General features: G+C 67.7%; 17 protein-coding genes and 1 pseudogene. 9 read left to right on the top strand and 9 right to left on the bottom strand.

What is annotated here, in order from left to right; all coding sequences use genetic code 11:
• Nucleotides 1-34 precede the first annotated feature (34 nt).
• The 3 genes from QFZ65_RS08630 to QFZ65_RS08620 are packed head-to-tail and all read left to right on the top strand — an operon-like array spanning nt 35 to nt 4,733.
• Nucleotides 35-1,057: a 3-oxoacyl-ACP synthase III gene (locus QFZ65_RS08630; RefSeq protein ID WP_306909717.1), complete on the top strand. Its 1,023-nt coding sequence runs from the start codon at nt 35-37 to the stop codon at nt 1,055-1,057.
• Nucleotides 1,051-3,765, top strand: coding sequence for an alpha/beta fold hydrolase (locus QFZ65_RS08625; RefSeq protein WP_306909716.1), 2,715 nt, complete (start codon nt 1,051-1,053; stop codon nt 3,763-3,765). Before QFZ65_RS08630 ends, QFZ65_RS08625 begins: the two co-directional genes overlap by 7 nt.
• Nucleotides 3,762-4,733, top strand: a complete 972-nt coding sequence (locus tag QFZ65_RS08620) for an NAD(P)-dependent oxidoreductase (protein WP_306909715.1) — start codon at nt 3,762-3,764, stop codon at nt 4,731-4,733. The genes QFZ65_RS08625 and QFZ65_RS08620 overlap by 4 nt, the downstream gene beginning before the upstream one ends.
• Nucleotides 4,734-4,848: 115 nt before the next feature.
• Here the strand turns inward: QFZ65_RS08620 and mutM are convergent, their stop codons facing one another.
• The 5 genes from mutM to coaD form a co-directional block, all read right to left on the bottom strand.
• On the bottom strand, nt 4,849-5,862 hold the full coding sequence (gene mutM / locus QFZ65_RS08615) for a bifunctional DNA-formamidopyrimidine glycosylase/DNA-(apurinic or apyrimidinic site) lyase (RefSeq protein WP_306909714.1): 1,014 nt from the start codon (nt 5,860-5,862) through the stop codon (nt 4,849-4,851).
• Between the two features lie 10 nt (nt 5,863-5,872).
• Nucleotides 5,873-6,613, bottom strand: coding sequence for a ribonuclease III (gene rnc / locus QFZ65_RS08610; RefSeq protein WP_306909713.1), 741 nt, complete (start codon nt 6,611-6,613; stop codon nt 5,873-5,875).
• A gap of 21 nt (nt 6,614-6,634) precedes the next feature.
• Nucleotides 6,635-6,838, bottom strand: a complete 204-nt coding sequence (rpmF, locus tag QFZ65_RS08605; RefSeq protein ID WP_009356569.1) for a 50S ribosomal protein L32 — start codon at nt 6,836-6,838, stop codon at nt 6,635-6,637.
• Nucleotides 6,839-6,874: 36 nt separating this feature from the next.
• Nucleotides 6,875-7,399, bottom strand: a complete 525-nt coding sequence (locus tag QFZ65_RS08600) for a DUF177 domain-containing protein (protein WP_306912537.1) — start codon at nt 7,397-7,399, stop codon at nt 6,875-6,877.
• A gap of 174 nt (nt 7,400-7,573) precedes the next feature.
• Nucleotides 7,574-8,074 (bottom strand): pantetheine-phosphate adenylyltransferase, encoded by a 501-nt coding sequence (coaD, locus tag QFZ65_RS08595; RefSeq protein ID WP_306909712.1) that lies wholly within the window; start codon nt 8,072-8,074, stop codon nt 7,574-7,576.
• Nucleotides 8,075-8,122: 48 nt separating this feature from the next.
• Between coaD and QFZ65_RS08590 the strand changes: the two genes are divergently transcribed.
• Together QFZ65_RS08590 and QFZ65_RS08585 are read left to right on the top strand one after the other, a co-directional pair.
• Entirely contained in the window at nt 8,123-9,334 is a 1,212-nt protein-coding gene (locus QFZ65_RS08590; protein WP_306909711.1) for an aminotransferase class I/II-fold pyridoxal phosphate-dependent enzyme, read from the top strand.
• Nucleotides 9,334-10,119 carry a spermidine synthase gene (locus QFZ65_RS08585; protein ID WP_306909710.1) on the top strand — a complete coding sequence of 262 codons (786 nt, stop codon included), beginning with the start codon at nt 9,334-9,336 and terminating at the stop codon, nt 10,117-10,119. The genes QFZ65_RS08590 and QFZ65_RS08585 overlap by 1 nt, the downstream gene beginning before the upstream one ends.
• On the opposite strand, the gene rsmD is transcribed toward QFZ65_RS08585, so the two are convergent.
• The 4 genes and pseudogenes from rsmD to thiL all read right to left on the bottom strand — a co-directional run bounded on the left by rsmD (nt 10,116) and on the right by thiL (nt 15,176).
• Nucleotides 10,116-10,745, bottom strand: coding sequence for a 16S rRNA (guanine(966)-N(2))-methyltransferase RsmD (gene rsmD, locus QFZ65_RS08580; RefSeq protein ID WP_306909709.1), 630 nt, complete (start codon nt 10,743-10,745; stop codon nt 10,116-10,118). The genes QFZ65_RS08585 and rsmD overlap by 4 nt on opposite strands.
• Nucleotides 10,746-10,775: 30 nt before the next feature.
• Nucleotides 10,776-13,035: pseudogene (locus QFZ65_RS08575) on the bottom strand (ATP-dependent DNA helicase RecG).
• Nucleotides 13,025-14,143: a DAK2 domain-containing protein gene (locus QFZ65_RS08570; protein WP_306912536.1), complete on the bottom strand. Its 1,119-nt coding sequence runs from the start codon at nt 14,141-14,143 to the stop codon at nt 13,025-13,027. The pseudogene QFZ65_RS08575 and the gene QFZ65_RS08570 overlap by 11 nt, the downstream one beginning before the upstream one ends.
• A gap of 22 nt (nt 14,144-14,165) precedes the next feature.
• Nucleotides 14,166-15,176 (bottom strand): thiamine-phosphate kinase, encoded by a 1,011-nt coding sequence (gene thiL, locus QFZ65_RS08565; protein ID WP_306912535.1) that lies wholly within the window; start codon nt 15,174-15,176, stop codon nt 14,166-14,168.
• A gap of 153 nt (nt 15,177-15,329) precedes the next feature.
• Between thiL and QFZ65_RS08560 the strand changes: the two genes are divergently transcribed.
• The 4 genes from QFZ65_RS08560 (at nt 15,330) to QFZ65_RS08545 (ending at nt 19,318) form a co-directional block, all read left to right on the top strand.
• Nucleotides 15,330-15,917: a YdcF family protein gene (locus QFZ65_RS08560; protein WP_306909708.1), complete on the top strand. Its 588-nt coding sequence runs from the start codon at nt 15,330-15,332 to the stop codon at nt 15,915-15,917.
• A 68-nt stretch (nt 15,918-15,985) separates the two neighbouring features.
• The gene (locus QFZ65_RS08555; RefSeq protein WP_306909707.1) at nt 15,986-16,267 is read left to right on the top strand and encodes a hypothetical protein; all 282 of its coding nucleotides are present in this window, start codon (nt 15,986-15,988) and stop codon (nt 16,265-16,267) included.
• Between the two features lie 35 nt (nt 16,268-16,302).
• Nucleotides 16,303-17,448: a non-hydrolyzing UDP-N-acetylglucosamine 2-epimerase gene (wecB, locus tag QFZ65_RS08550; RefSeq protein ID WP_306909706.1), complete on the top strand. Its 1,146-nt coding sequence runs from the start codon at nt 16,303-16,305 to the stop codon at nt 17,446-17,448.
• Nucleotides 17,357-19,318 (top strand): TIGR03767 family metallophosphoesterase, encoded by a 1,962-nt coding sequence (locus QFZ65_RS08545; protein WP_306909705.1) that lies wholly within the window; start codon nt 17,357-17,359, stop codon nt 19,316-19,318. The genes wecB and QFZ65_RS08545 overlap by 92 nt, the downstream gene beginning before the upstream one ends.
• Nucleotides 19,319-20,065: the final 747 nt, after the last annotated feature.

Genomic DNA, 20,065 nt, shown 5'->3' with positions numbered 1-20,065 from the left:
GGAGCGCAGGACAGAAGACGAACAGAGGCTTGATTTGATAGGGAATGCAACGTTCCGGCACCACAACACCGCACTGCTTTCGGTGACCAGCGTCGAAGCTCCGAGGATCGTCAGTTCCATGGAGTTCGACCACAAGCTGGCGTCGACCCTGCGCCGGTTGAAGTTCCCCCCCAAGCTGCTCGAGCGGGTGGCCGGTATCACGCACCGGCGCTGGTGGGCGCCCGGGACCTCATTCGACGACGCCGCCATCGAGGCGGGTGCCAAAGCCCTGGCCGAGTCCGGCATCGAGGCATCGGAGGTTGGCCTGCTGATCAATACCTCCGTGACCCGGCGGAACCTCGAACCGTCTGTGGCGGTGAAGATCCACCACGCACTGGGCCTGCCCTCGTCAGCCATGAACTTCGATCTCGCCAACGCCTGCCTGGGATTCGTGAACGGCCTGACCCTGGCCGCCAACATGATCGACTCCGGCCAGATCAAGTATGCGGTGATCGTCAACGGTGAGGACGCCCAGGCCACTCAGGAGGCCACGCTGGCCCGGCTGCAGCGGCCGGAGACCACCCGCGACGACTTCAACCGCGAGTTCGCGACGCTGACCCTCGGCTCCGGAGCCGCTGCGGCCGTGCTGGGCCCGGCGGACCAGCACCCGGGGGCGCACCGGATCGTCGGCGGCGTGATGCGCGCCGGTACGGAGCACCATGAGCTGTGCGTAGGCGGCATCGACGGCATGGCCACCGACACCAAGGGCCTGCTCGACGGCGGCCTGCAGCTCGTGATGGACGCCTGGCACGAGGCGCAGCCGGAGTGGGACTGGACCTCCATGGACCGGTACGTCACCCACCAGGTGAGCAATGCCTATACCCAGGCCATCATCGAAGCCATCGACCTGGACCCGGACAAGGTGCCGATCACGTTCCCGCACTGGGGCAACGTGGGCCCGGCTTCGCTCCCCATGACCCTGGCCGCCGAAGCGCAGAACCTCGCGGCCGGGAACCGCGTGCTGTGCATGGGCGTCGGTTCGGGCCTCAACACCGCCATGGTGGAAATCGTTTGGTAGCCGCCGACTGGCCCGGCGTCGACCCGGAGTGGTCACGCGAAATCGATGTGCCCTCCACCGCCGCCGCAGATGGGCCCGGCACCGTGCGCCGCTGGCACCTGCTTGATAACGGCGCCCAGCTCTCCCGCCGGGGCATAACTCCTGCCGGCACCCTGCTGTGCGTGCACGGCAATCCCACCTGGTCCTACCTGTGGCGGACGCTGCTGGCCGCCGGATCCGACCCCGCCCGTCCGTGGCGTGTGGTGGCCGTGGACCAGCTGGACATGGGCTTCTCCGAGCGGACCGGCACGTTCCGGCGCCTGGAGGACCGGATCACCGACCTCGGCGACCTCACCGCCGCGCTCGGGCTGGACGGCCCGGCGGTCACCGTCGGCCACGACTGGGGCGGCGTGATCAGCGCGGGCTGGGCCCTGGCCCATCCGCAGCAGCTCGCCGGGGTGGTCCTGACCAACACGGCGGTCCACCAGCCCGTTGGCTCCCCCATTCCGCCGGCGCTGCGGCTCGCCCTGCACCCGGGCGTGCACCGCTGGGGCACGACGACGTCGGACGCTTTCCTGCGGGTGACCCATTCCCTGGCCCACCCGCCGCTGGCCCCGGAGGTCCGCCGCGCCTTCATGGCCCCCTACCGGGGCGCCGGCCGCCGGACCGGCGTGGGGAACTTCGTCGCGGACATTCCGGTTGACGCGTCCCATCCCAGTTTCCCTGCGCTGGACCGCGTCGCTGAAGGGCTGCGCGGGCTGCAGGTTCCGGTGCTGATGCTGTGGGGCCCGCGGGATCCGATCTTTTCGGACCGGTACCTGAAGGACCTCGTCGGCCGGCTGCCGTCCGCGAAAGTGCACCGCTTCGAGGGTGCCGGGCACCTGGTGGCCGAAGACCGGGACATTGCCACTCCCGTCTTCGAGTGGCTCACCGGGTGCGGCCTGGACAATGGAGCTGCCGCTTTCCCGGCAGGGGTTTCCATGGCCGCCGATTCCCCGGCGGCGGCTTCCCCATCGCCGGAGTCCGGCACCGGGCTCCCGCCGCTGTGGGCACCGCTCACGAAACTCGCGGCGGGACCGTCCGGCGGCGACACCGCCGTTGCCGAAATGGCCGCCGACGGCAGGATTTCCCGCTCGCTCAGCTGGTCTGAGCTGGAGCACAACGTCGCCGCCCTCGCCGCGGGCCTCCGGCAAGCCGGTGTCCGGCGGGGCAGCCGGGTGAGCCTCATGGTCCCACCCGGTGTGGACCTGACCGTGGTCCTCTACGCCTGCCTGCGGCTGGGTGCAGTGGTGGTCGTTGCCGATGCCGGCCTCGGCACCCGCGGCCTCAGCCGCGCCGTCAAGGGCGCCACCCCGGATTTCCTCATCGGCATCGACAAGGCCCTCGCCGCTGCATCTGTGCTCGGCTGGCCGGGACGGCGCATCAGCCTGCGGGACCTGCCGGCCGCCCGCCGCCGGCTCTTCAGTGTGGAGACCTCCCTCGCCGCCCTGGCCCGCAGGGGACAGCTCCAGGCAGGACCCACGCAGGCAGCGCAGGACCCGGACCAGGACCCGGACCCGGACGCTCCCGCGGCAGTGCTCTTCACCTCCGGATCCACCGGCCCCGCCAAGGGTGTCCTGTATACCCACCGGCAGCTGTCCGCGATGCGGGATACCGTCGCGGAGACGCTGGGGATCCGCGCCGGCGCCCGCCTGGTGGCGGGCTTCGCGCCTTTCGCATTGCTGGGACCGGCTTTGGGGGCCGTCTCCGTGACGCCCGCCATGGACGTGACGGCGCCGCGCACCCTGACGGCGCGCGCACTGGCGGACGCCGCCGCGGCCATCGATGCCACCGTGGTCTTTGCCTCCCCCGCGGCGCTGCGCAACGTCCTGGCGACGCAGGGCGGCGTTGGCCAGGCCGGGCGCGAGGCTTTGGAGCGCGTGGAGCTGCTGCTCTCGGCCGGCGCGCCCGTCCCCGCATCCCTCCTCGCAGAGGTGCAGCGGCTGATGCCCCAGGCCTCGCTGCACACGCCGTACGGAATGACGGAGGCGCTGCCGGTCACCGACATCAGCCTCGAACAGATCCGCGCCGCGGAAGCCGACGCCGCCGCCGGAACCGTGGCAGGGGCCGGCAATGGTGTGTGCGTGGGCCTGCCGGTGCACGGCGCCCGCGTGGCCGTCATCCCGCTCGCCGCGGACGGCACCGCACCCGGGAACCGGCCCGTCACCGAGGCGGGAGTGACCGGCGAGATCCTCGTCAGCGCCCCGCATGTGAAGGAAGCCTACGACAGGCTCTGGCTGACCCAGCGCGAGAGCGTCCGCACCGCCGGCTGGCACCGCACCGGCGACGTCGGGCACTTCGACGCCGCCGGCCGGCTCTGGGTGGAGGGGCGCCTCGCGCACGTCGTGACAGCTCCGGGTGCCGCCGTCACGCCCGTGGGCGCCGAGCAGGCCATCGAACACCTGGACGGCGTCGGGCTGGCCGCCGTCGTGGGCGTCGGTCCGTCCGGGACGCAGGCCGTCGTCGCCGTCGTCGAGACCGTGCCTCCCGCCCGCCGCGCCGGCCCCGCGGCGCCGCAGCTCGCCGGGCGCGTACGGGACGCGGCCCGCTGGGCAGGCGTCAGCGTCTCCGCCGTGCTTGCCGTCCCCTCCCAGCCGACCGACATCCGCCACAACGCCAAAATCGACAGGACCCGACTGTCCCGGTGGGCTTCGGCGGTGCTGGCCGGCGGCAGGGCGGGCACGCCGTGAAGGTGCTGGTCACGGGCGCGAGCGGCCTGCTTGGCCGCGAGGTAGCCCGGCTGCTGGTGCGCCAGGGCCACACCGTCACTACCTTCCAGCGTCGTCCCGCCGGCGTGGCCGGTGCCGCGGACCTCTCCGGCTCCGTCACCGATGACGATGCCGTCCGTCGCGCCGTCGCCGGTGCCGAGGGCGTGATCCACCTGGCCGCGAAGGTGTCCTTCACCGGCCGCGCCGCAGAGTTCGATGACGTGAATGTCGCCGGCACGCGCCGGTTGCTCCATGCCGCCCGCGAGGCCGGCGTGCGGGACCTGGTGTTCGTCTCCTCCCCCTCCGTGGCCAACTCCGGCGCCGCCATCGCCGGACGAGGCGCCGAGCCGGCGGACCCGGCCCGCGCGCACGGCGACTACTCCCGCACCAAGGCCGAGGCCGAGCTGCTGGCGCTGGCCGCGGACTCGCCGGACTTCCGCGTCGCGGCGGTGCGCCCGCACATCGTCTGGGGCCCCGGCGATACACAGCTGGTGGAACGGGTGCTGGACCGCGCCGGCCGCGGCCGCCTGCCGCTGCTCGATGCAGGGGCGGCCCTGATCGACACGACCTACGTGGACAACGCGGCCTCAGCCATCGTCGCCGCGCTGCACCGCATGGAGCACGTCCACGGCCGGGCGCTCGTCGTCACAAACGGCGAACCACGCCCTATTGGCGAGCTGCTCGCGGGCATCTGCGCCGCAGGCGGGGTCCCGGCACCGTCCTGGTCGCTGCCGGGCAGGCTGGCCCGGGTGGCAGGGTCGGTGGTGGAGAAAGCGTGGACCCGGTCCGGCCGGCCCGGGGAGCCGCCGATGACCCGGTTCCTCGCCGAGCAGCTTTCCACCGCCCACTGGTTCGACCAGCGCGAGACCCGCGAACTCCTGGACTGGTCCCCCGCCGTTTCACTCGACGAGGGCCTGGCGCGCCTCGCCGGGTATTACCGCCGGCAGTAGCTTTCCTACCAGCCGCAGGTCCCGCGGCGGATCGATGATCCATTGCTCCGTAGACGTCCTTTTGAGGGGTGAAAACGGCAGTTACGGAGCAATCGATGGGGTTTTCCGGGGTTTCCTACCAGCGGCCGTTGCGGGGCCTCGGCTGGCAGACGGGGCAGGTGTAGGAGGAGCGGTTCATGAACTGTTCGCGCTTCAGCAGGCTCACCCGGCCGACGGCGGCGCAGCGCTTGCATTCCTGCCCGCCGCGGCCGTAGGCGTTCAGGGACCGGTCGAAGTAGCCGGAGGCGCCGTTGACGTTGACATAAAGAGAGTCAAAGCTGGTTCCGCCGGCGGCGAGGGCGTCGGTCATGACCTCCCGGGCGGCATCCAGCAGGCGCGACGCGTCCGCCCGGCGCAGGGTGTCGGTGGGGCGGGCGTAGTGCAGCCGGGCCTTCCAGAGCGCCTCATCCGCATAGATGTTGCCGATTCCGGACACGAGGCCCTGGTCCAGCAGTGCCCGCTTGAGGCCGGTCTTCCGGGCGCGGAGGCGGCGGTAGAACGCGTCGAACGAGAAGTAAGGGTCCAGCGGGTCCCGGGCAATGTGGGAGGCTTCCTCGGCGATCAGCGGAAGCGGGGTCTCGGCGAGCCCGCCGGGACCGCCGTCGGAGGTGGCGATGAGCGAGGTGAGGAACAGTCCGCCGAAGATGCGCTGGTCCACGAAGCGGAGCTGGTCCGGCATGCCGTCGGCAGTGCTGAGGCCTAGCCGAACCTTCAGGTGTTTTTCGTCGGGAACGCCGGCGTCCTGCATCAGGAGCTGCCCGGACATGCCCAAGTGGGCCATGAGCGCCACGCCGGGCATTACGGGCTCAGCGCCGTCCGGGGCATCGCCGCCCGGGGCATCGCCGCCCGGGGCATCGCCGCCCGGGGCATCGCCGTCCGGGGTGTCGCTGAGCGGCATCCACAGGAACTTGCCGCGCCGGACCACATCAAGCACCCGGGCGCCTTCAAGGTTGCCGGCGAAATCCTCGGGACCAAGCGCGTGCCGGCGGACGGAGCGCGGATCCACCACCTCAACGGAGGTGATGGTCCGGCCCCGGACCCAGCTCACGAGGCCGCGGCGGACAACTTCCACCTCGGGCAGTTCGGGCACGGCAGGGAGCCTAGCTGCCGGCCTGGTCTTGCAGCTGCCCGGGTGCCGACGGCGTTGCGGGACCGGGCTGCGTAGCCGCCGAAAGCCGGCGCCACGCGTCGGCGGCGGCTTCCTGCTCGGCTTCCTTCTTCGAGTTGCCGGAGCCGGTGCCGTAGTCGTTGCCGCCGATCCGCAGCACGGCCTCAAACGTCCGCGCGTGGTCCGGGCCGGAGCCCTCCACGGCGTAGTTGATCGTCCCGAGCTGGCGGCTGGCGGCAAGCTCCTGGATGCTGGTCTTCCAGTCGGTGCCGGCGCCCAGCGCGGCGGCGTCCTTCAGCAGCGGCCCGACCAGACGCATCACCAGCTGGCGTGCCGTTTCAATGTCATTGGAGAGATAGGTGGCACCGATCAGGGCCTCCATGGTGTCCGCGAGGATGGACGCCTTGTTCTTGCCTTCGGTGAGCTTTTCGCCCTGCCCGAGGTAGATGAAGTCGCCCAGGCCGATGCTCCGGCCGATGCCGGCGAGGGCTCTGGTGCTGACGACGGCGGAGCGGCGCTTCGCGAGGTCCCCTTCGGGCAGCGTGGGGTTGTCGCGGTACAGGGCATCGGTGACAGAGAAGCCCAGGATGGAGTCCCCCAGGAATTCGAGCCGTTCGTTGGTGGGAATACCGCCGTTTTCGTAGGCGTAGGAACGGTGTGTGAGCGCAAGACGAAGCGTCCCGGCGTCAATAGAGACACCGAGACGCTTCAGAAGCTCTTCAGTTGAAGACATCTTTTTCAGCCAGTTGGCGGATTAGACGTCTGCGACCTTGCGGCCCTTGTATTCAAGGAACAGCGCGGTGCCAGCCGAGTCGGTAACGACCTTTGCCTGGTGCGGCAGGCTGTAGGTGACCTGGCCGTTCTCGACAGTCTTCACCAGGTGGGGGGCGGTTGCCTTCCACTGGGAGCGGCGGGCGCGGGTATTCGAGCGAGACATTTTCCGCTTGGGAACAGCCACGGCTAACTCATTTCTCTCTAGTCCAACACTTACAAATCAGTTTTGCCGGTCAGGCTTAGCCAAGTCAGCCAGGGCCGCCCACCGAGGATCTACGACCTCGTGGTGATGCCCCGGCTCGTCTTCCAGGCGTACTCCGCATTCGGAGCAAAGGCCCTGGCAGTCTTCCCGGCACACCGGCTGGAACGGCAGCATGGTTACAACTGCGTCCCGCAACACCGGCTCAAGATCGATCAGATCGTGCTCGACTCGACGTTGCTCTTCTTCGTCTTCTTCGTCGGAGAATTCGGCATCCTCGTAGAAGAAAAGTTCTTGCACATTGACCTCAAGGTCATACGCAAGGGGATCCAGGCATCGGCCGCATTCGCCGGTTACTTCGACGTTTGCGGTACCGGATACCAGAATTCCTTCGTGTACGGCCTCAAGCCGCAGGTCCAGCTCGACATCCGAGCCTTCCTGCACGCCAATGAGCGCCACACCAAGATCGCTTGGTGCGGGTACATGTTCCACCAGCGTCCGCATGCTTCCCGGACTGCGTCCGAGGTCCTTGACGTCGAACGCCAGGGGCGAACTAGCATCTCGTTTAATGAGAACTCCTGTTGAACATATGACCGACGTACTATCTTAGCCTGATCTGCCGGACGGACTCAAACCGGTTGATGGCCTCCGGTTCACACCGCAGGCCGGCCCCGGTAGGAACCGCGCAACCGGCAGCAGGCCGCCGAGTACCGATCAAGCTTACCCCTTGCGCGCCCGATCCTGGACAGGCTCGCCCGCGGAGAGCCGTTTCAGCACGGAACGCGGCACGAACTCCGAGACATTGCCGCCGAGGGTGAAGACTTCCTTGATCAGGGTGGAGGACAGATGCAGGTAGTGGCCCTCGGCCGGAAGGAACACCGTTTCAACCCCGGTGAGCTGCCGGTTCATGGTGGCCATGGGCAACTCATAGTCGAAGTCCGAGGAGGACCGCAGACCCTTCACGATGGCGTCAACGCCCCGCTGGCGGCAGTACTCGGCCAGCAGGCCCTCCCCGACCGGTTCCACCACGATCCCCTGCAGGGACGCGAGGGTCTCCCTGGCCATGTCGATCCGCTCCTCCAGGGTGAAGCGGTACTTCTTCGCATAGTTCGTGGACACCGCCACGATGACCTCGTCGAACAGGCCGGAGGCCCTGGCGATGACTTCCAGGTGGCCATTGTGGATGGGGTCGAAGGAGCCCGGGCATACGGCGCGTCTCATGCTCCGAACCTACCGTATCGACGGCGCGGAGCGGGATAACATGACTGAATGTCAGCAACTCACCAGCCGTACCCATGGCAGCGGGCCGCGACCGGCGCCAACCTGCTCTCCGCCCAAGGCACCCTGGGCGTCACGATCTTCGAAGAAATGACCACCCTCGCGCTGGGGACGGGCGCCATCAACCTGGGACAGGGTTTCCCGGACGAGGACGGGCCGGCGGAGATCAAAGCGGCCGCCCAGGCGGCAATCGCCGCAGGCTATAACCAGTACGCCCCCGGCAAGGGCATCGTGGAGCTCCGGGAGGCCGTCTCGGTCCACCAGGAACGCTTTTACGGCCTGACGCCGGACCCGCAGACCGAAATCATCGTCACTACCGGCGCCACCGAGGCCATCGCCGCCGCGCTCCTGGCCCTCGTGGGCCCCGGCGACGAGGTCCTCACCTTCGAGCCGTTCTACGATTCCTACGGCGCCATCGTCGGACTCTCAGGTGCCCGCCACGTTACGGCCCCGTTGCTGGCACCGGATTTCATGCCTGACATGGACGCCCTCGAGGCCGCCTTCAACAACAACACCAAAGTGGTGCTGCTCAACAACCCGCACAACCCCACGGGAGCGGTGTTCCCCCGCGAGGTGCTGGAGCGCGTCGTCGAGCTCGCCACGAAATACGACGCCGTGATCATCAGCGACGAGGTGTACGAACACCTCACCTTTGGCGTCCGCCACATCCCGGTGGCCACCCTGCCCGGTGCCGAGGAACGCACCCTCACCATTTCCTCGGCCGGTAAGACGTTTTCCTTCACCGGCTGGAAGATTGGCTGGCTCAGCGGCCCGGAGCATCTGGTTTCCGCCGCCCGGACGGTCAAGCAGTTCCTCAGCTACAGCTCCGGGACGCCGTTCCAGGGCGCGATCGCGGTGGGCCTCGGCCTGCCGGACGAGTTCTATACCGGGATCGCCGACACCCTCCAGCTCAAGCGGGACATCCTCAGCGCCGGACTCCGCGCGGCGGGACTGGACGTCTTCACCCCGCAGGGGACGTACTTCGTGAACGTGGACACCGCACCGCTGGGCATCTCCGATGCAGTCGACCTCGCCCGCCGGCTCCCGGAGCTGGTCGGCGTGGCCGCCATTCCGGTACCGGTCTTCTGCCACCCGGAGGGGGCCGAGCGCACCCGCAGCCTGCTGCGATTCGCCTTCTGCAAGCGCATCGATGTCCTGCAGGAGGCTGCGGAGCGGCTCGCGACGCTCCGGGACAGGCTCTGATGGGGGAAACCCCGGCGGCGGCAACGCGTTTCCTGCGGACCACCGGCCAGCACGCCACGATCGAGCCTGATGAGTTCACAGAGGGCGGCTTCGTGCTCAGCATCGGCGGTGCCGAGCAGTCGCACGTGAACCTGGCCGACCCCTCGGACATCTTCTACGAATACCTGCGCCGGATCGGGCATGTTGTGGACCTCGCGGCGCCGTGGGGTGAACCAGTCACGGCCCTCCACCTCGGAGCAGGGGCCCTCACCCTGGCCCGCTACCTCCAGGCCACGCGGCCCGGCTCCGAGCAGTACGCCGTGGAGCTGGAACGGGAGCTGCTGGACTTTGTGCTGGACCGCCTCCCGCTGCCCGAGGGCACCCGCCTCCACACGCTGATCGGCGACGCGAGGGATGCCCTGACGGAGTTGCCGCCCGAGCTGCGCTTCGACGTCGTGATTCTGGACATTTTCTCCGGCCCCGAAGCGCCGGCGCACCTTGCCTGTACGGAGTTCTACCGGGAGGCGGCCGCCAAGCTGACCCCGCGGGGGGTGCTGATCGTCAACGTGGGCGACGAACCCGGACTGACCCTGGTGCGGAGCCAGGTGGCGGCGCTCCGCCGGGCCATAGCGGACGTGGCCGCATTCGCGGAGGCCGGCATGTTCAGCGGCCGGTATCCCGGCAACATCATCCTGACCGGGACGCAGGGCCCGTGGCCGGAGGTGTGGACAGCGGCGCTGACCGCCCGCGGACCCCACCCTGCCAAGGTGCTCTCCGGCGTCGGCCTGGACGTGCTGTCGGACTAGCTTTCATCCTCCGGCTGCTCGTCGAGGGCCTCGGCGAGATCTGCTTCCGGAACTTCCTCCACCCCGGGTTCGGCGAACCAGAGCCTGGTTTCGCCGTACTTGCGCTCGGCGAACCGCTCCAGGCCTTCCGGCCATACCGGCTCCGGCGTCCGCGCGGAACGTTCCACCACCACGACGGCGCCTTCCGCCAGGTGCGGTGCGAGCTTGGCCAGGACCTGGGCCAGCGCCGCTTCCTCCAGCGGGTAGGGCGGGTCCAGGAAGACGAGGTCCCAGCGCGCGTCGTCCGCGGCCCGGTCGAGGAAGGACTCGACCTTGGAACGGTGCACCGAGACCACCTTGCGGCCCGCCACTGTGTTGAGGAGGTCCGCGTTCCGCTGGCACACCTCGCTGGCCTTGGCCGCGAATTCCACCAGGTCCACGGATTGCGCGCCGCGGCTGGCACTTTCCACACCGAGCGAACCGGAGCCGGCGTAAAGGTCCAGGACGCGGGCATCCGCCACCACCTCAAAGGCGTCCAGCCGGGAAAAGAGTGCTTCCTTGACCCGGTCGGTGGTGGGCCGAGTAAGCGATCCGGGCACGCTTGCCAGCGCCATTCCGCCGGCGACGCCGGTGATGATGCGGCTCACCGCCGGGCCGCCGTCGGGGGGAGGATTCTGCTAGCCACGTTCAAGGAACGCCTCCTTTTCGGGGTTCAGGTAATCGTCAATTGCACCGGCGAGCCCCGCATGGGCCGCGAGCGAGGGGTCCGCCGCCACGATCCGCTGGGCGTCCTGCCGGGCCCGGGCGATGATGTCCTCGTGCTCGAGGACCCGCAGGAGCTTCAGGGTGGACCTGCCGCCCGACTGCGAGGCCCCCAGGATGTCGCCCTCGCGGCGCAGCTTGAGGTCCTCCTGGGACAGTTCGAACCCGTCGGTCGTGGAGGCCACGGCCTCGAGCCGCCGGCGGCTGGGATGGCCCGGTTCCAGGGTGGTGACGAGCAGGCAGGTCCCGGGCAGGCCGCCCCGGCCCACCCGGCCGCGGAGCTGGTGCAACTGGGAAATCCCGAATCTGTCCGCGTCGAGGATCACCATGAGCGTGGCGTTGTGCACGTCGACGCCGACCTCGATCACCGTGGTGGACACGAGCAGCTTGGTTTCATTGGCGGTGAACGAGGCCATGGTCCGGGACTTGAGCACCGGATCCTGGCGGCCGTGCAGCGGCGCGAGGGCCACCCCGGCCAGCGCCGGCTCGTCCCGGAGATGTTCGACGACACCGGTGACCGACGCCAGCTCGCGGGCGCCGTTGTCCCCCTCGAGGTCCGCGGCGGACGGTTCGGCCTCGCCGGGGCTGAAGTCGCCGTCGTCATCGTCGCCGATCTTGGGGCAGACGACATAGACCTGGTGCCCGGCGTCGATCTCCTCGCGCGAGCGGGACCAGATGCGCCCGGCCCAGCCGGGATTCTCGGCCAGCCCCACCACGTGCGTGCTGATCGGCGCGCGTCCGGCCGGAAGCTCGTCAAGCACGGACGTTTCGAGGTCGCCGAAGACCGTCATGGCCACGGTCCGCGGGATGGGCGTGGCGGTCATGACCAACAGGTGCGGAGGCCTGCTTGCCTTCGAACGGAGCAGGTCCCGCTGTTCCACACCGAAACGGTGCTGCTCGTCCACCACGATCAGGCCAAGGTCATAGAAGGAAACGTTCTCGCTCAGCAGCGCGTGGGTGCCGATCACGATCCCGGCGGTCCCGGAGGCGGCATCAAGCATCGCCTGCTTCCGCGCCGCCGTCGGCATGGACCCGGTCAGCAGGGTGACCTGCACCGCCTCGGCACCGAACCCGCCAAGCAGTCCGTCCCGGGACAGCGGGCCGAGCGTGCGGCGGATCGATTCGTAGTGCTGCGCGGCAAGGACCTCGGTCGGGGCCAGCAGCGCAGCCTGTCCCCCGGCGTCGACCACCTGCAGCATGGCCCGCAGGGCCACGATCGTCTTCCCGGAGCCCACCTCGCCCTGCAGCAGCCGGTTCATCGGGGAATCCTGGGCGAGCTCCTCGGCGAGTGTCTTGCCGACGGCGGACTGGCCGGCCGTCAGGGTGAACGGCAGCTGGCGGTCGAAGGCGGCCAGCAGGCCGTCCGCAACCGGTCGCCGGGCGGTGGCTTCTTCGGCGGCGAGCTGCGCCCGGCGCCGGGCCAGGGCGGACTGGAGCACGAGCGCTTCCTGGTACCGGAACCGGTCGCGGGCCCGCTGCCAGTCCGGCGGGGTCTGCGGGGCGTGGATGAGGCGGTAAGCGTCCGCGACGGGCAGGAACTTCTCCCGGGCCGCGATCTCCGCCGGGAGCGGGTCAGGCAGGGCGTCCAGCTCCACCGTGTCAAGCAGGGTGGCGATCACCTTCTGGATGGACCAGCTGGTCAGCTTGGCGGTGGCGGGATAAACGGGGATGGGCATGGCCGCGAGCTTTTCCGGATCCATGCCGGGGGCATCCGGGTCCTCATCGAGCAGCAGGAAATCGGGGTTGGTCAGTCCGAGCGAGCCGCCATACCGGGTGACCTTCCCCGAAAAACATGGCACGCCGGCCCGGCTGGAGTTCGGCCTTGGCGCGGAAGCCGTTGAAGAAGCTCACCTTGAGGGTCCCCGGCATGCCGGCGCCGGCGGGCCGCTGGGCACCACCGGCTCCCCCGGCGTCGTCGGAGATCACGACGTCGGTCAGGGAACCGCGGCGGGCCCGCATGGCCCGGGTGCTGTTGGAGATCACGCGGGCGATGAGGGTCACTTCCTCATCCAGCGGGACCTCGCTGATCGGGGTCAGCTCGCCACGGCTCAGGTAGCGGCGGGGAAAGTAGTTCAGCAGCCCGCCGACGGTGCTGATGCCAAGGTGTTTTTCGATGACCGCCGCGGAGCGCTTGCCGATCCGGCGCTCGAGGCCCAGGTCCAGTTCAGCGTTCATGTCCGTCCGGGTCCCGGAGTTCCGGTTCATGCGGTTCCGGTTCACGCGGTTCTGGTTCACGCGGTTCCGGTTCACGCGGCACAGCAAGCTCGCTGATGGAGACGTCGGAAGGGTCGCCGAGTGAACGGATGAGCGTCACCGCCGGCCCAGCGTCCAGGACATGGACGTGGACCCGCCACCGGTAACGCCCGGACTCGTCGGCGACGCCGCCCACCTGGCTCATGATGACGGAATCACCCAGCTCATCGAGCCGCTGGCGCAGCATGGCGGCATCCAGCGGCGAGAGCTGGATGGTGCACATCACTTCCACGCCCTCGTCGCGGGGCATCGCGGAGTGGATGTGCGGGTCCTGGACGTCGTAGCCGTGCAGTCCGTCCAGGAGCTCGCCCTGCAGCTCTTCGCCGAGGACGGCGGACCGCAGGCAATCGAGGATCAGCAGCATTCCGACGCCGCCGGCGTCCACCACGTGGGCGGCCTGGAGGGCGTCGAGCTGGTCCTCGGTCCGCACCACCGCCGCCAGGGCCGCTTCGACGGCTGCGTCCAGCGCCAGCCCCAGCGCATGGTTGCTGTCGTCGCCTTCGTGGGCGGAGTCCACCGCCGCGGCTGCACGGGCCGCCGCTTCCATGACGGAGAGCATCGTTCCCGGCACGGGGTCGCTTAGCGCGGACCAGGCCCTGATCTGGGCCCGGTTCAGCGCAGCGGCCAGCAGCGGGCCGCTCAGCCGGGTGTGGCCTGCGAGGGGCTCCGCGGCGGCGCAGAGGAAAACAGCCAGGAGCGTGCCGGAGTTGCCGCGCGCCTGCTCCATGGCGGCCTGCCCGGCCGTGGCGAGGACGATGCCGACGTCGCTCTGGACGGGATCGGACGACGCTGGGGCGTGGTTGGGCAAGCCTGCGGCGTGCTGGGCAAGGTCCCGGGTGATCACCGGGATTGCGGCCGTGGCCGGGTTCGAGCCGGTGTTGATGCCCTGCAGAGCGTGCGCCGCCGCCCGCACCGTCAGGTACAGGTTGGTTCCGGTGTCGCCGTCGGCTACCGGAAAAATGTTGATGGCGTTCAGGCGGTCGCTGTGGTTGCCGAGCGTTGTTTCTGCCTTGCCCAACCACCGCTTCATCGCTTGCGCGTTGGCGGCAATCTTAGTCTGCAAAGTGATCCCATCCCACAGTGTCGGCGGGCCTGCCCGCGATCGTGACGCCGGTACTGTCCGTTGGTGAAGGCGCTTCCACCGAGCCTATCGCAGTGAAACCGTGAGGTAGCCGAAGGGCCGCGGGGAATGTGGCCAGCAGGCCGTGGTCTTCTCCGCCGCCCAGGACCCAGGCCAGAGGTTCGGCGCCCAGCAGCTCGGCCGCCGGCAGCAGCGGCACGGCGAGCGCCTTCAGCGCCTGCGGGTCCAGGTTGAGCACCTGGCCGCTGGCCTCCGCCAGCCGGCCGCCGTCGCGCACCAGTCCGTCGGAAATGTCCATCATGGAGGTGGCACCGGCATGCCGGGCCAGCGGTCCCGCTGCGAGGGGCGGGTGGGGCCGGCACTGGGTGTCCATCAGGGCGCGCTGGGCCGGGCCCAGGGACTGGACGGGGACTGAGGACTCGAGCAGGGCCAGTCCGGCTGCGGCGCGGCCGACGGTTCCGGCAAGCGCCACGGTGTCCCCCGGGAGCGCCCCGGACCGCAGGACCGGATCCCCGCCGTCGAGGGTTCCCAGAATCGCCACGCTCACCGCCAGCTCCCGCCCCCGGCCCAGATCGCCGCCCGCAACGGCGCAGTCCCCCGCGCCAAGCCCTTGGAGTCCCGCTGTCAGTCCGTCGGCGAAGTCTTCCACCCAGGCCACCGGGGTCGCCGGGGTCATGGTCAGGCTCACCACCAAGGAGGTGGCACGGGCACCCATGGCGTTGATGTCGCTGAGGTTCTGCGCGGCGGCCTTCCAGCCGACGTCGTAGCCGCTCGTGCGGTACCCGTTGTTCCACTCGAGCCGGAAGTCCTGGTCCTGAACCTGCGTGTCGATGCTGATCACTGTGCGGCCGTCCGGCGCCGCCACGATCGCGGCGTCGTCTCCGGGGCCCAGCAGGACCGCGGCGTTGGTGTCGGGGCCCCGGTTGAGCCGGGGGAAGATCCGTCCCAGGAGTTCGGACTCGGACAGTCGCGACACAGTCAGGTCAGCGTCGGGGAGGGACGCCTCCGGCGCGGCTGGTTCAGGGGCTGTCGATTCAAGCACATCCCTACGCTACCGCGGGGCTGGGACAAAGTTCTCGGCCTAGGATGGTCCCACGACTACGCCCGGTGATCCAGGCGTGAAATACTCAACGCCGTGCTTCCTTCCGCCCCCGCGGCGACCACCGCCACCCGCAGGGCGCTTGCGTTTACCGCGGGAGGCTTCCTGTTGTGGCTGGTCATCGCGCTACAGCTCTTCGCCAACACGGATCCCCTGAGCCTGCACCGCACGGACGCTGTAATCGTGCTCGGGGGCGCCGCGTCGGAGCGGTTGCCCGCTGCGCTGGAAATCCAGCAGGACCTGGGGATTCCCGTCCTGGTGCTGTCCCGCACCGACACGTTCGGCAACAGGGTGGCGGACGCCGTCTGCGGCTCCGCCGCTTTTCCAAATTCGTCCCTCATCTGTTTCCGGCCACCTGATCTGGACACCCGGGGTGAGGCCCAGGCCGTTTCTCGGCTGGTTTTGCTCAACGGGTGGAAGTCCGTCACCGTGGTCACCTCCAGCTACCACGTCACGCGCGCGGGCCGGCTGATCACCCAGTGCACGACGGCGGAAGTCCAGATGGCCGCCTCGCATCCCGACCTGGATCTGTGGCAGTGGCTGCGCCGGTTTGTCATCGAAACCGGCGGGCTGATTGACGCTTCCCTGCGGCCGGAATGCGTGGATAAAGGGGCGGGAATGTAAGAATTGAAGGCATCGGGTTGCAGCCGTCAGCCCGTTCAAGGGCCAGTTAGGGCGAGGAGGACGAGACCGTGGACAATCCTGCCGACGGTACTCCCCCGCTGGTGGCCGCACCGCGGCACCTGCGTCGCCGCCCGCTGCACGGGGAGATCCCGGACGCCCTCCTGGTCCCCGGCGTCGAGCCGTTCCCGCTGTCCGGCGAGCCCCTGGCAACCGCTAAGCGCACCGCCGAGCCCGACGTCGACGACGTGGACGTGGCCTACGCCCGAAAACGCCTCGGGGCCCTGCTGGCAGTCATCTTCGTTGCCGTCAGCGTTCCCGCCCTGATCCTCGCCCTGCTGCTGCTGGGCTGACCCAACAACCGATCTCGCTTCCTGGGGGAAATTCCATGTTCAGCATCATGCCGATTTTCGGCACCCGGCCCGAGGCCATCAAGATGGCTCCGATCGTCAGTGCCCTGCAGCATTCGGCCCATTTCCGCTGCATAGTCACCGTCACGGGCCAGCACCGGGAGATGCTGGACCAGGTCAACGAGCTGTTCGGCATTGTTCCGGATCATGACCTGGACATCCTGCAGCAGGGCCAGTCCCTGTCAGGCATCATGACCCGCACCATGGAGGGCTTGGAGAAGCTCTTCGCAGACACGAGGCCGAACGCCGTCGTGGTCCAGGGCGACACCACAACCTCCACTGCGGCGGCGATCGCCGCCTTCTACCACGGCATTCCCGTGGTGCACGTGGAGGCGGGCCTGCGCAGCGGGGACCTGCTCTCCCCCTTCCCCGAGGAAGCCAACCGGAAGATGACCAGCCAGATCACCCGCCTTCACCTGGCGCCTACGGCCACCAGCCGCGCCAACCTCCTCGCCGAGGGCATAAATCCGGCGGACATTGTGGTGACCGGCAACACCGTGATCGATGCCCTCCTGGCCACAGTGGATAAGCAGCTCCCCTTCACGGACCCCCGGTTGGAGGAACTGGCCGCCGGCGGCCGCCGCGTCCTGCTCGTCACCACACACCGCCGGGAGAACCAGGGCGAGGCCATGCGCGGCGTTGGGCGTGCGCTGGCCCGGATCGCCGAAGCCGAGCCGGACCTGGTGATTGTCCTTCCGGTCCATAAGAACCCGGTGGTACGCGAGGCGGTGCTGCCGTGGGTGGACGGCACGCCCAACGTCTTGGTCACGGAACCGCTGGCGTACGGCGAGTTCACCCGCCTCCTGTCCATCGCCGACGTCGTACTGACCGACTCCGGCGGCGTCCAGGAGGAAGCCCCCAGCCTGGGCAAGCCGGTTCTCGTGATGCGCGAGAACACCGAGCGTCCCGAAGCGGTGGACGCCGGGACGGTGCTCCTGATCGGAACGGACGAGGACAGGATTGTTGACGAGGTGGCGCGCCTGCTGCATGATGAGGTCCACTTTGCGGGCATGGCCAACGCCGTCAACCCCTATGGTGACGGAAAGGCTGCCGCCCGGACCGTGGCCGCGATCGAAGACCTGCTGGGCGTCGGGTCGCGGATTGCCGAGTTCACCGGCGGATAGGCGCCCGCTACAGCAGAGGGGGTCAGATCAAGAAGTGCGACGGCGGAGCAAGATGCAAGTATCGCGACGGGACGTCATCAGGTGGGCATCGACTGGCGCGATCGGGGCGGCTTTGCTTGGACTGTCCGAATCTGGCGGAGTCCGAGTGTCTGAAGCGGAGGGAGCGGAGCCGCCAAAGGCCGACGCGTCTGCACTCACCAGAGCCGAGCAAGGCGCACAGCTGACGACTCTTGACTCCACTATCACCTTTGGCTCCCGTCGGGTTCAGCGGCTGCCGTACCGTCGGCTCGCCGCCGGGCCCGGTGTCGAGACCCTCGTACGGGAGGAGTTGCAGGCCCGCGGCCGCACTCCCAGCAGCAAACGGACAGCTCTGGCTACCTTTGGGCACATCACTGACACTCACGTGCTGGACGCAGCCAATCCGGGTAGGCTGACGTTCCTTTGGCAGTATTTCGATTTTTCCGAAGAGTTCCCGAGCAACAGGAGGTTCCGGCCCCAAGAACTACTGACTGTTCACGTGCTGGATGCAATGTTACGGAAACTCAACGCGGTGCATCAGGGTCCCGTTAGTCGACGGCCACTCGACTGCTTGGTCACGACGGGGGATCTCACAAACGCGTCTGCCCTGTGCGAGTTGTCAGCAGCCGTTGGCGTATTCAAGGGCCATGTCGTGACTTCTCACCCCGCCGGCGATTACAAAGGAGTCCAAGACTACGGTCGTGCGTCGTTGAAACTGTCTCATAACTTTTGGCATCCCGAGCCGGAAGTTGCCGGAAGCATGCCAGACAACTGGAAAACAATTCAGGGTTTTCCCACCGTTCAAGGCCTTCTGGAAGCAGCGATCAGACCAATACCAACCGAAGGTACGAGGTATCGGTGGTATACCGGCTTGGGTAACCACGATGAAGCCGGGCGTTCCACGTCGGCCTCTGCATTGCGGAAGGCCGATTTCATTGAGCGTCTTCGCCTTGGTGACCGGCTTCCGTTGGGTCTGCCTCAGGGTATGACAACGTCCGCTTTCTGGAGCGCCGCGGCTGACCCAGACGATAAGAAACGACAGGCACTGATGGACTCCATGCCTTACAGAAGGGTGCCCGCCTCGAAGCTTCGGCGGCCGTTTAGCAAGGGAGAATTTATGGACACTGCTGGCGAAGCGGGGAAAACCCGTTTTGGTTCCAGTGCTGGCCCAAGCGGCGACTCCCAGCCTTACTATACCTTCGAGGTGTCTCCTGGAGTCGTCGGTATCATGCTGAACACAGCAAGCCCAGATGGGGGCACTAAGGCCGTCCTAGATGCAGAACAGGCAGAGTGGTTGGAACGACAACTCTGCCTCGTTTCCCGGGAGGCCTACGATTCAAAAGGCCGGCGGGTTGAATCGAACGTTCAAAATCGGCTGGTTATCCTGTTTAGCCACCATCCCCTGTCTTCCTTTGACCTAGATCACCGCTCAGTCGGAGATCCCAGACCCTCCTTGGATCGCTCTGCAGTACTAGAGCTCATTTCCCGATTTCCCAACGTGGTTGCTTGGATGAATGGCCACGCTCACTGGCATAGAGTGACCCCGCACAAAGGCAAATATGAACACGCAGGCGGATTCTGGGAAATCACCACTGCATCACTAATCGACTTTCCACAGCAATCGCGAATTATAGAAATAATCGACAACGGAGATGGGACTCTTTCCATCATTGCAACCTTGGTTGATCATTCCACACCAGAGAGTGTTGCGTATGATGGACCGCATTCGGCCCGGTCTCTTGCGGCCCTGAGCCTTGAACTGGCGAGTAATCGGCCTGGACTTGATCACGCCGCCGCGGTGGGCACTTCGACTGACCAGAATGTCAACTTGTTATTGAGGAAACCCTTCTGATGGAGTCGTCCCTACCGCACCATTCGCGGGTGAAGGAAGAAAACTGGGGTCCTGATCGATGCCGGCGCCACGAACGGCAAGGTCGACGCGCCCCACACCGGAACCAAGCACCTTAGATGCAATGCCCAATGCTACTGAAACGCCGGCAAGTACAAAGTGAGAATTCCCATTTGCAGAGTGCGGTCAGGACGGCGAAACCATACACCCGCGGATTCGCTCTCCGTGAACCGTGAAGGATACAACGCAGCAAACCCTGAAAGCCGCGGTGCAAGAAGGGGCGACCCTAGGCTTCACCTTCCCTCCCAGACTCCGGGCTTACCGTGAAAGCCTTCGACTTCAGTGGCCCAGCACTAGGCGCTGGCTGGCCAGCCCGTCCTAACAACGGGCACAACAGGCAGGGCATTTGGACACCCCTGTACCCATGGTGGGTCAGCGCCTTATCTGCTAGCAGTGGAGTGCAATTTACGTCGAAGGGACGAGACACTACGCAACCAGTCAGGACGACTTCCAAAGACATTGTCCATGGCTTGGACGAGTCTGCGGTCCACTTGGTGCTTCCTCGGATCGACTTGGACCCCAAGTTCGCTTTTCCGCTTCCAATTGGATGTTATTCCGGCAAAATGTCGGTGAACGACACCTTCTGTCTTCTTCATCCTAACTCCATGAATATAGTGCGTCTTCCACTGAGTGGCACCACGAATTTTAGCGGGGCTCGCCGTCCACTTCAATGTGGTCGACGCACGTTGC

Origin of the sequence: Arthrobacter sp. B3I9 (genome assembly GCF_030816935.1) — a bacterium.
Lineage (GTDB): Bacteria > Actinomycetota > Actinomycetes > Actinomycetales > Micrococcaceae > Arthrobacter.
Note: the sequence above shows the minus strand (reverse complement) of the source record. Positions and strands in the feature narration are given on the sequence as shown.

Coding starts and splice junctions, on each gene's coding strand:
- QFZ65_RS08570 (WP_306912536.1), bottom strand. CDS start 14,143: ATGAAGCGGTGGTTGGGCAAGGCAGAAACAACGCTCGGCAACCACAGC.
- coaD (WP_306909712.1), bottom strand. CDS start 8,074: ATGAGACGCGCCGTATGCCCGGGCTCCTTCGACCCCATCCACAATGGC.
- QFZ65_RS08590 (WP_306909711.1), top strand. CDS start 8,123: ATGTCAGCAACTCACCAGCCGTACCCATGGCAGCGGGCCGCGACCGGC.
- QFZ65_RS08545 (WP_306909705.1), top strand. CDS start 17,357: ATGGTGACGGAAAGGCTGCCGCCCGGACCGTGGCCGCGATCGAAGACC.
- wecB (WP_306909706.1), top strand. CDS start 16,303: ATGTTCAGCATCATGCCGATTTTCGGCACCCGGCCCGAGGCCATCAAG.
- rnc (WP_306909713.1), bottom strand. CDS start 6,613: ATGTCTTCAACTGAAGAGCTTCTGAAGCGTCTCGGTGTCTCTATTGAC.
- QFZ65_RS08585 (WP_306909710.1), top strand. CDS start 9,334: ATGGGGGAAACCCCGGCGGCGGCAACGCGTTTCCTGCGGACCACCGGC.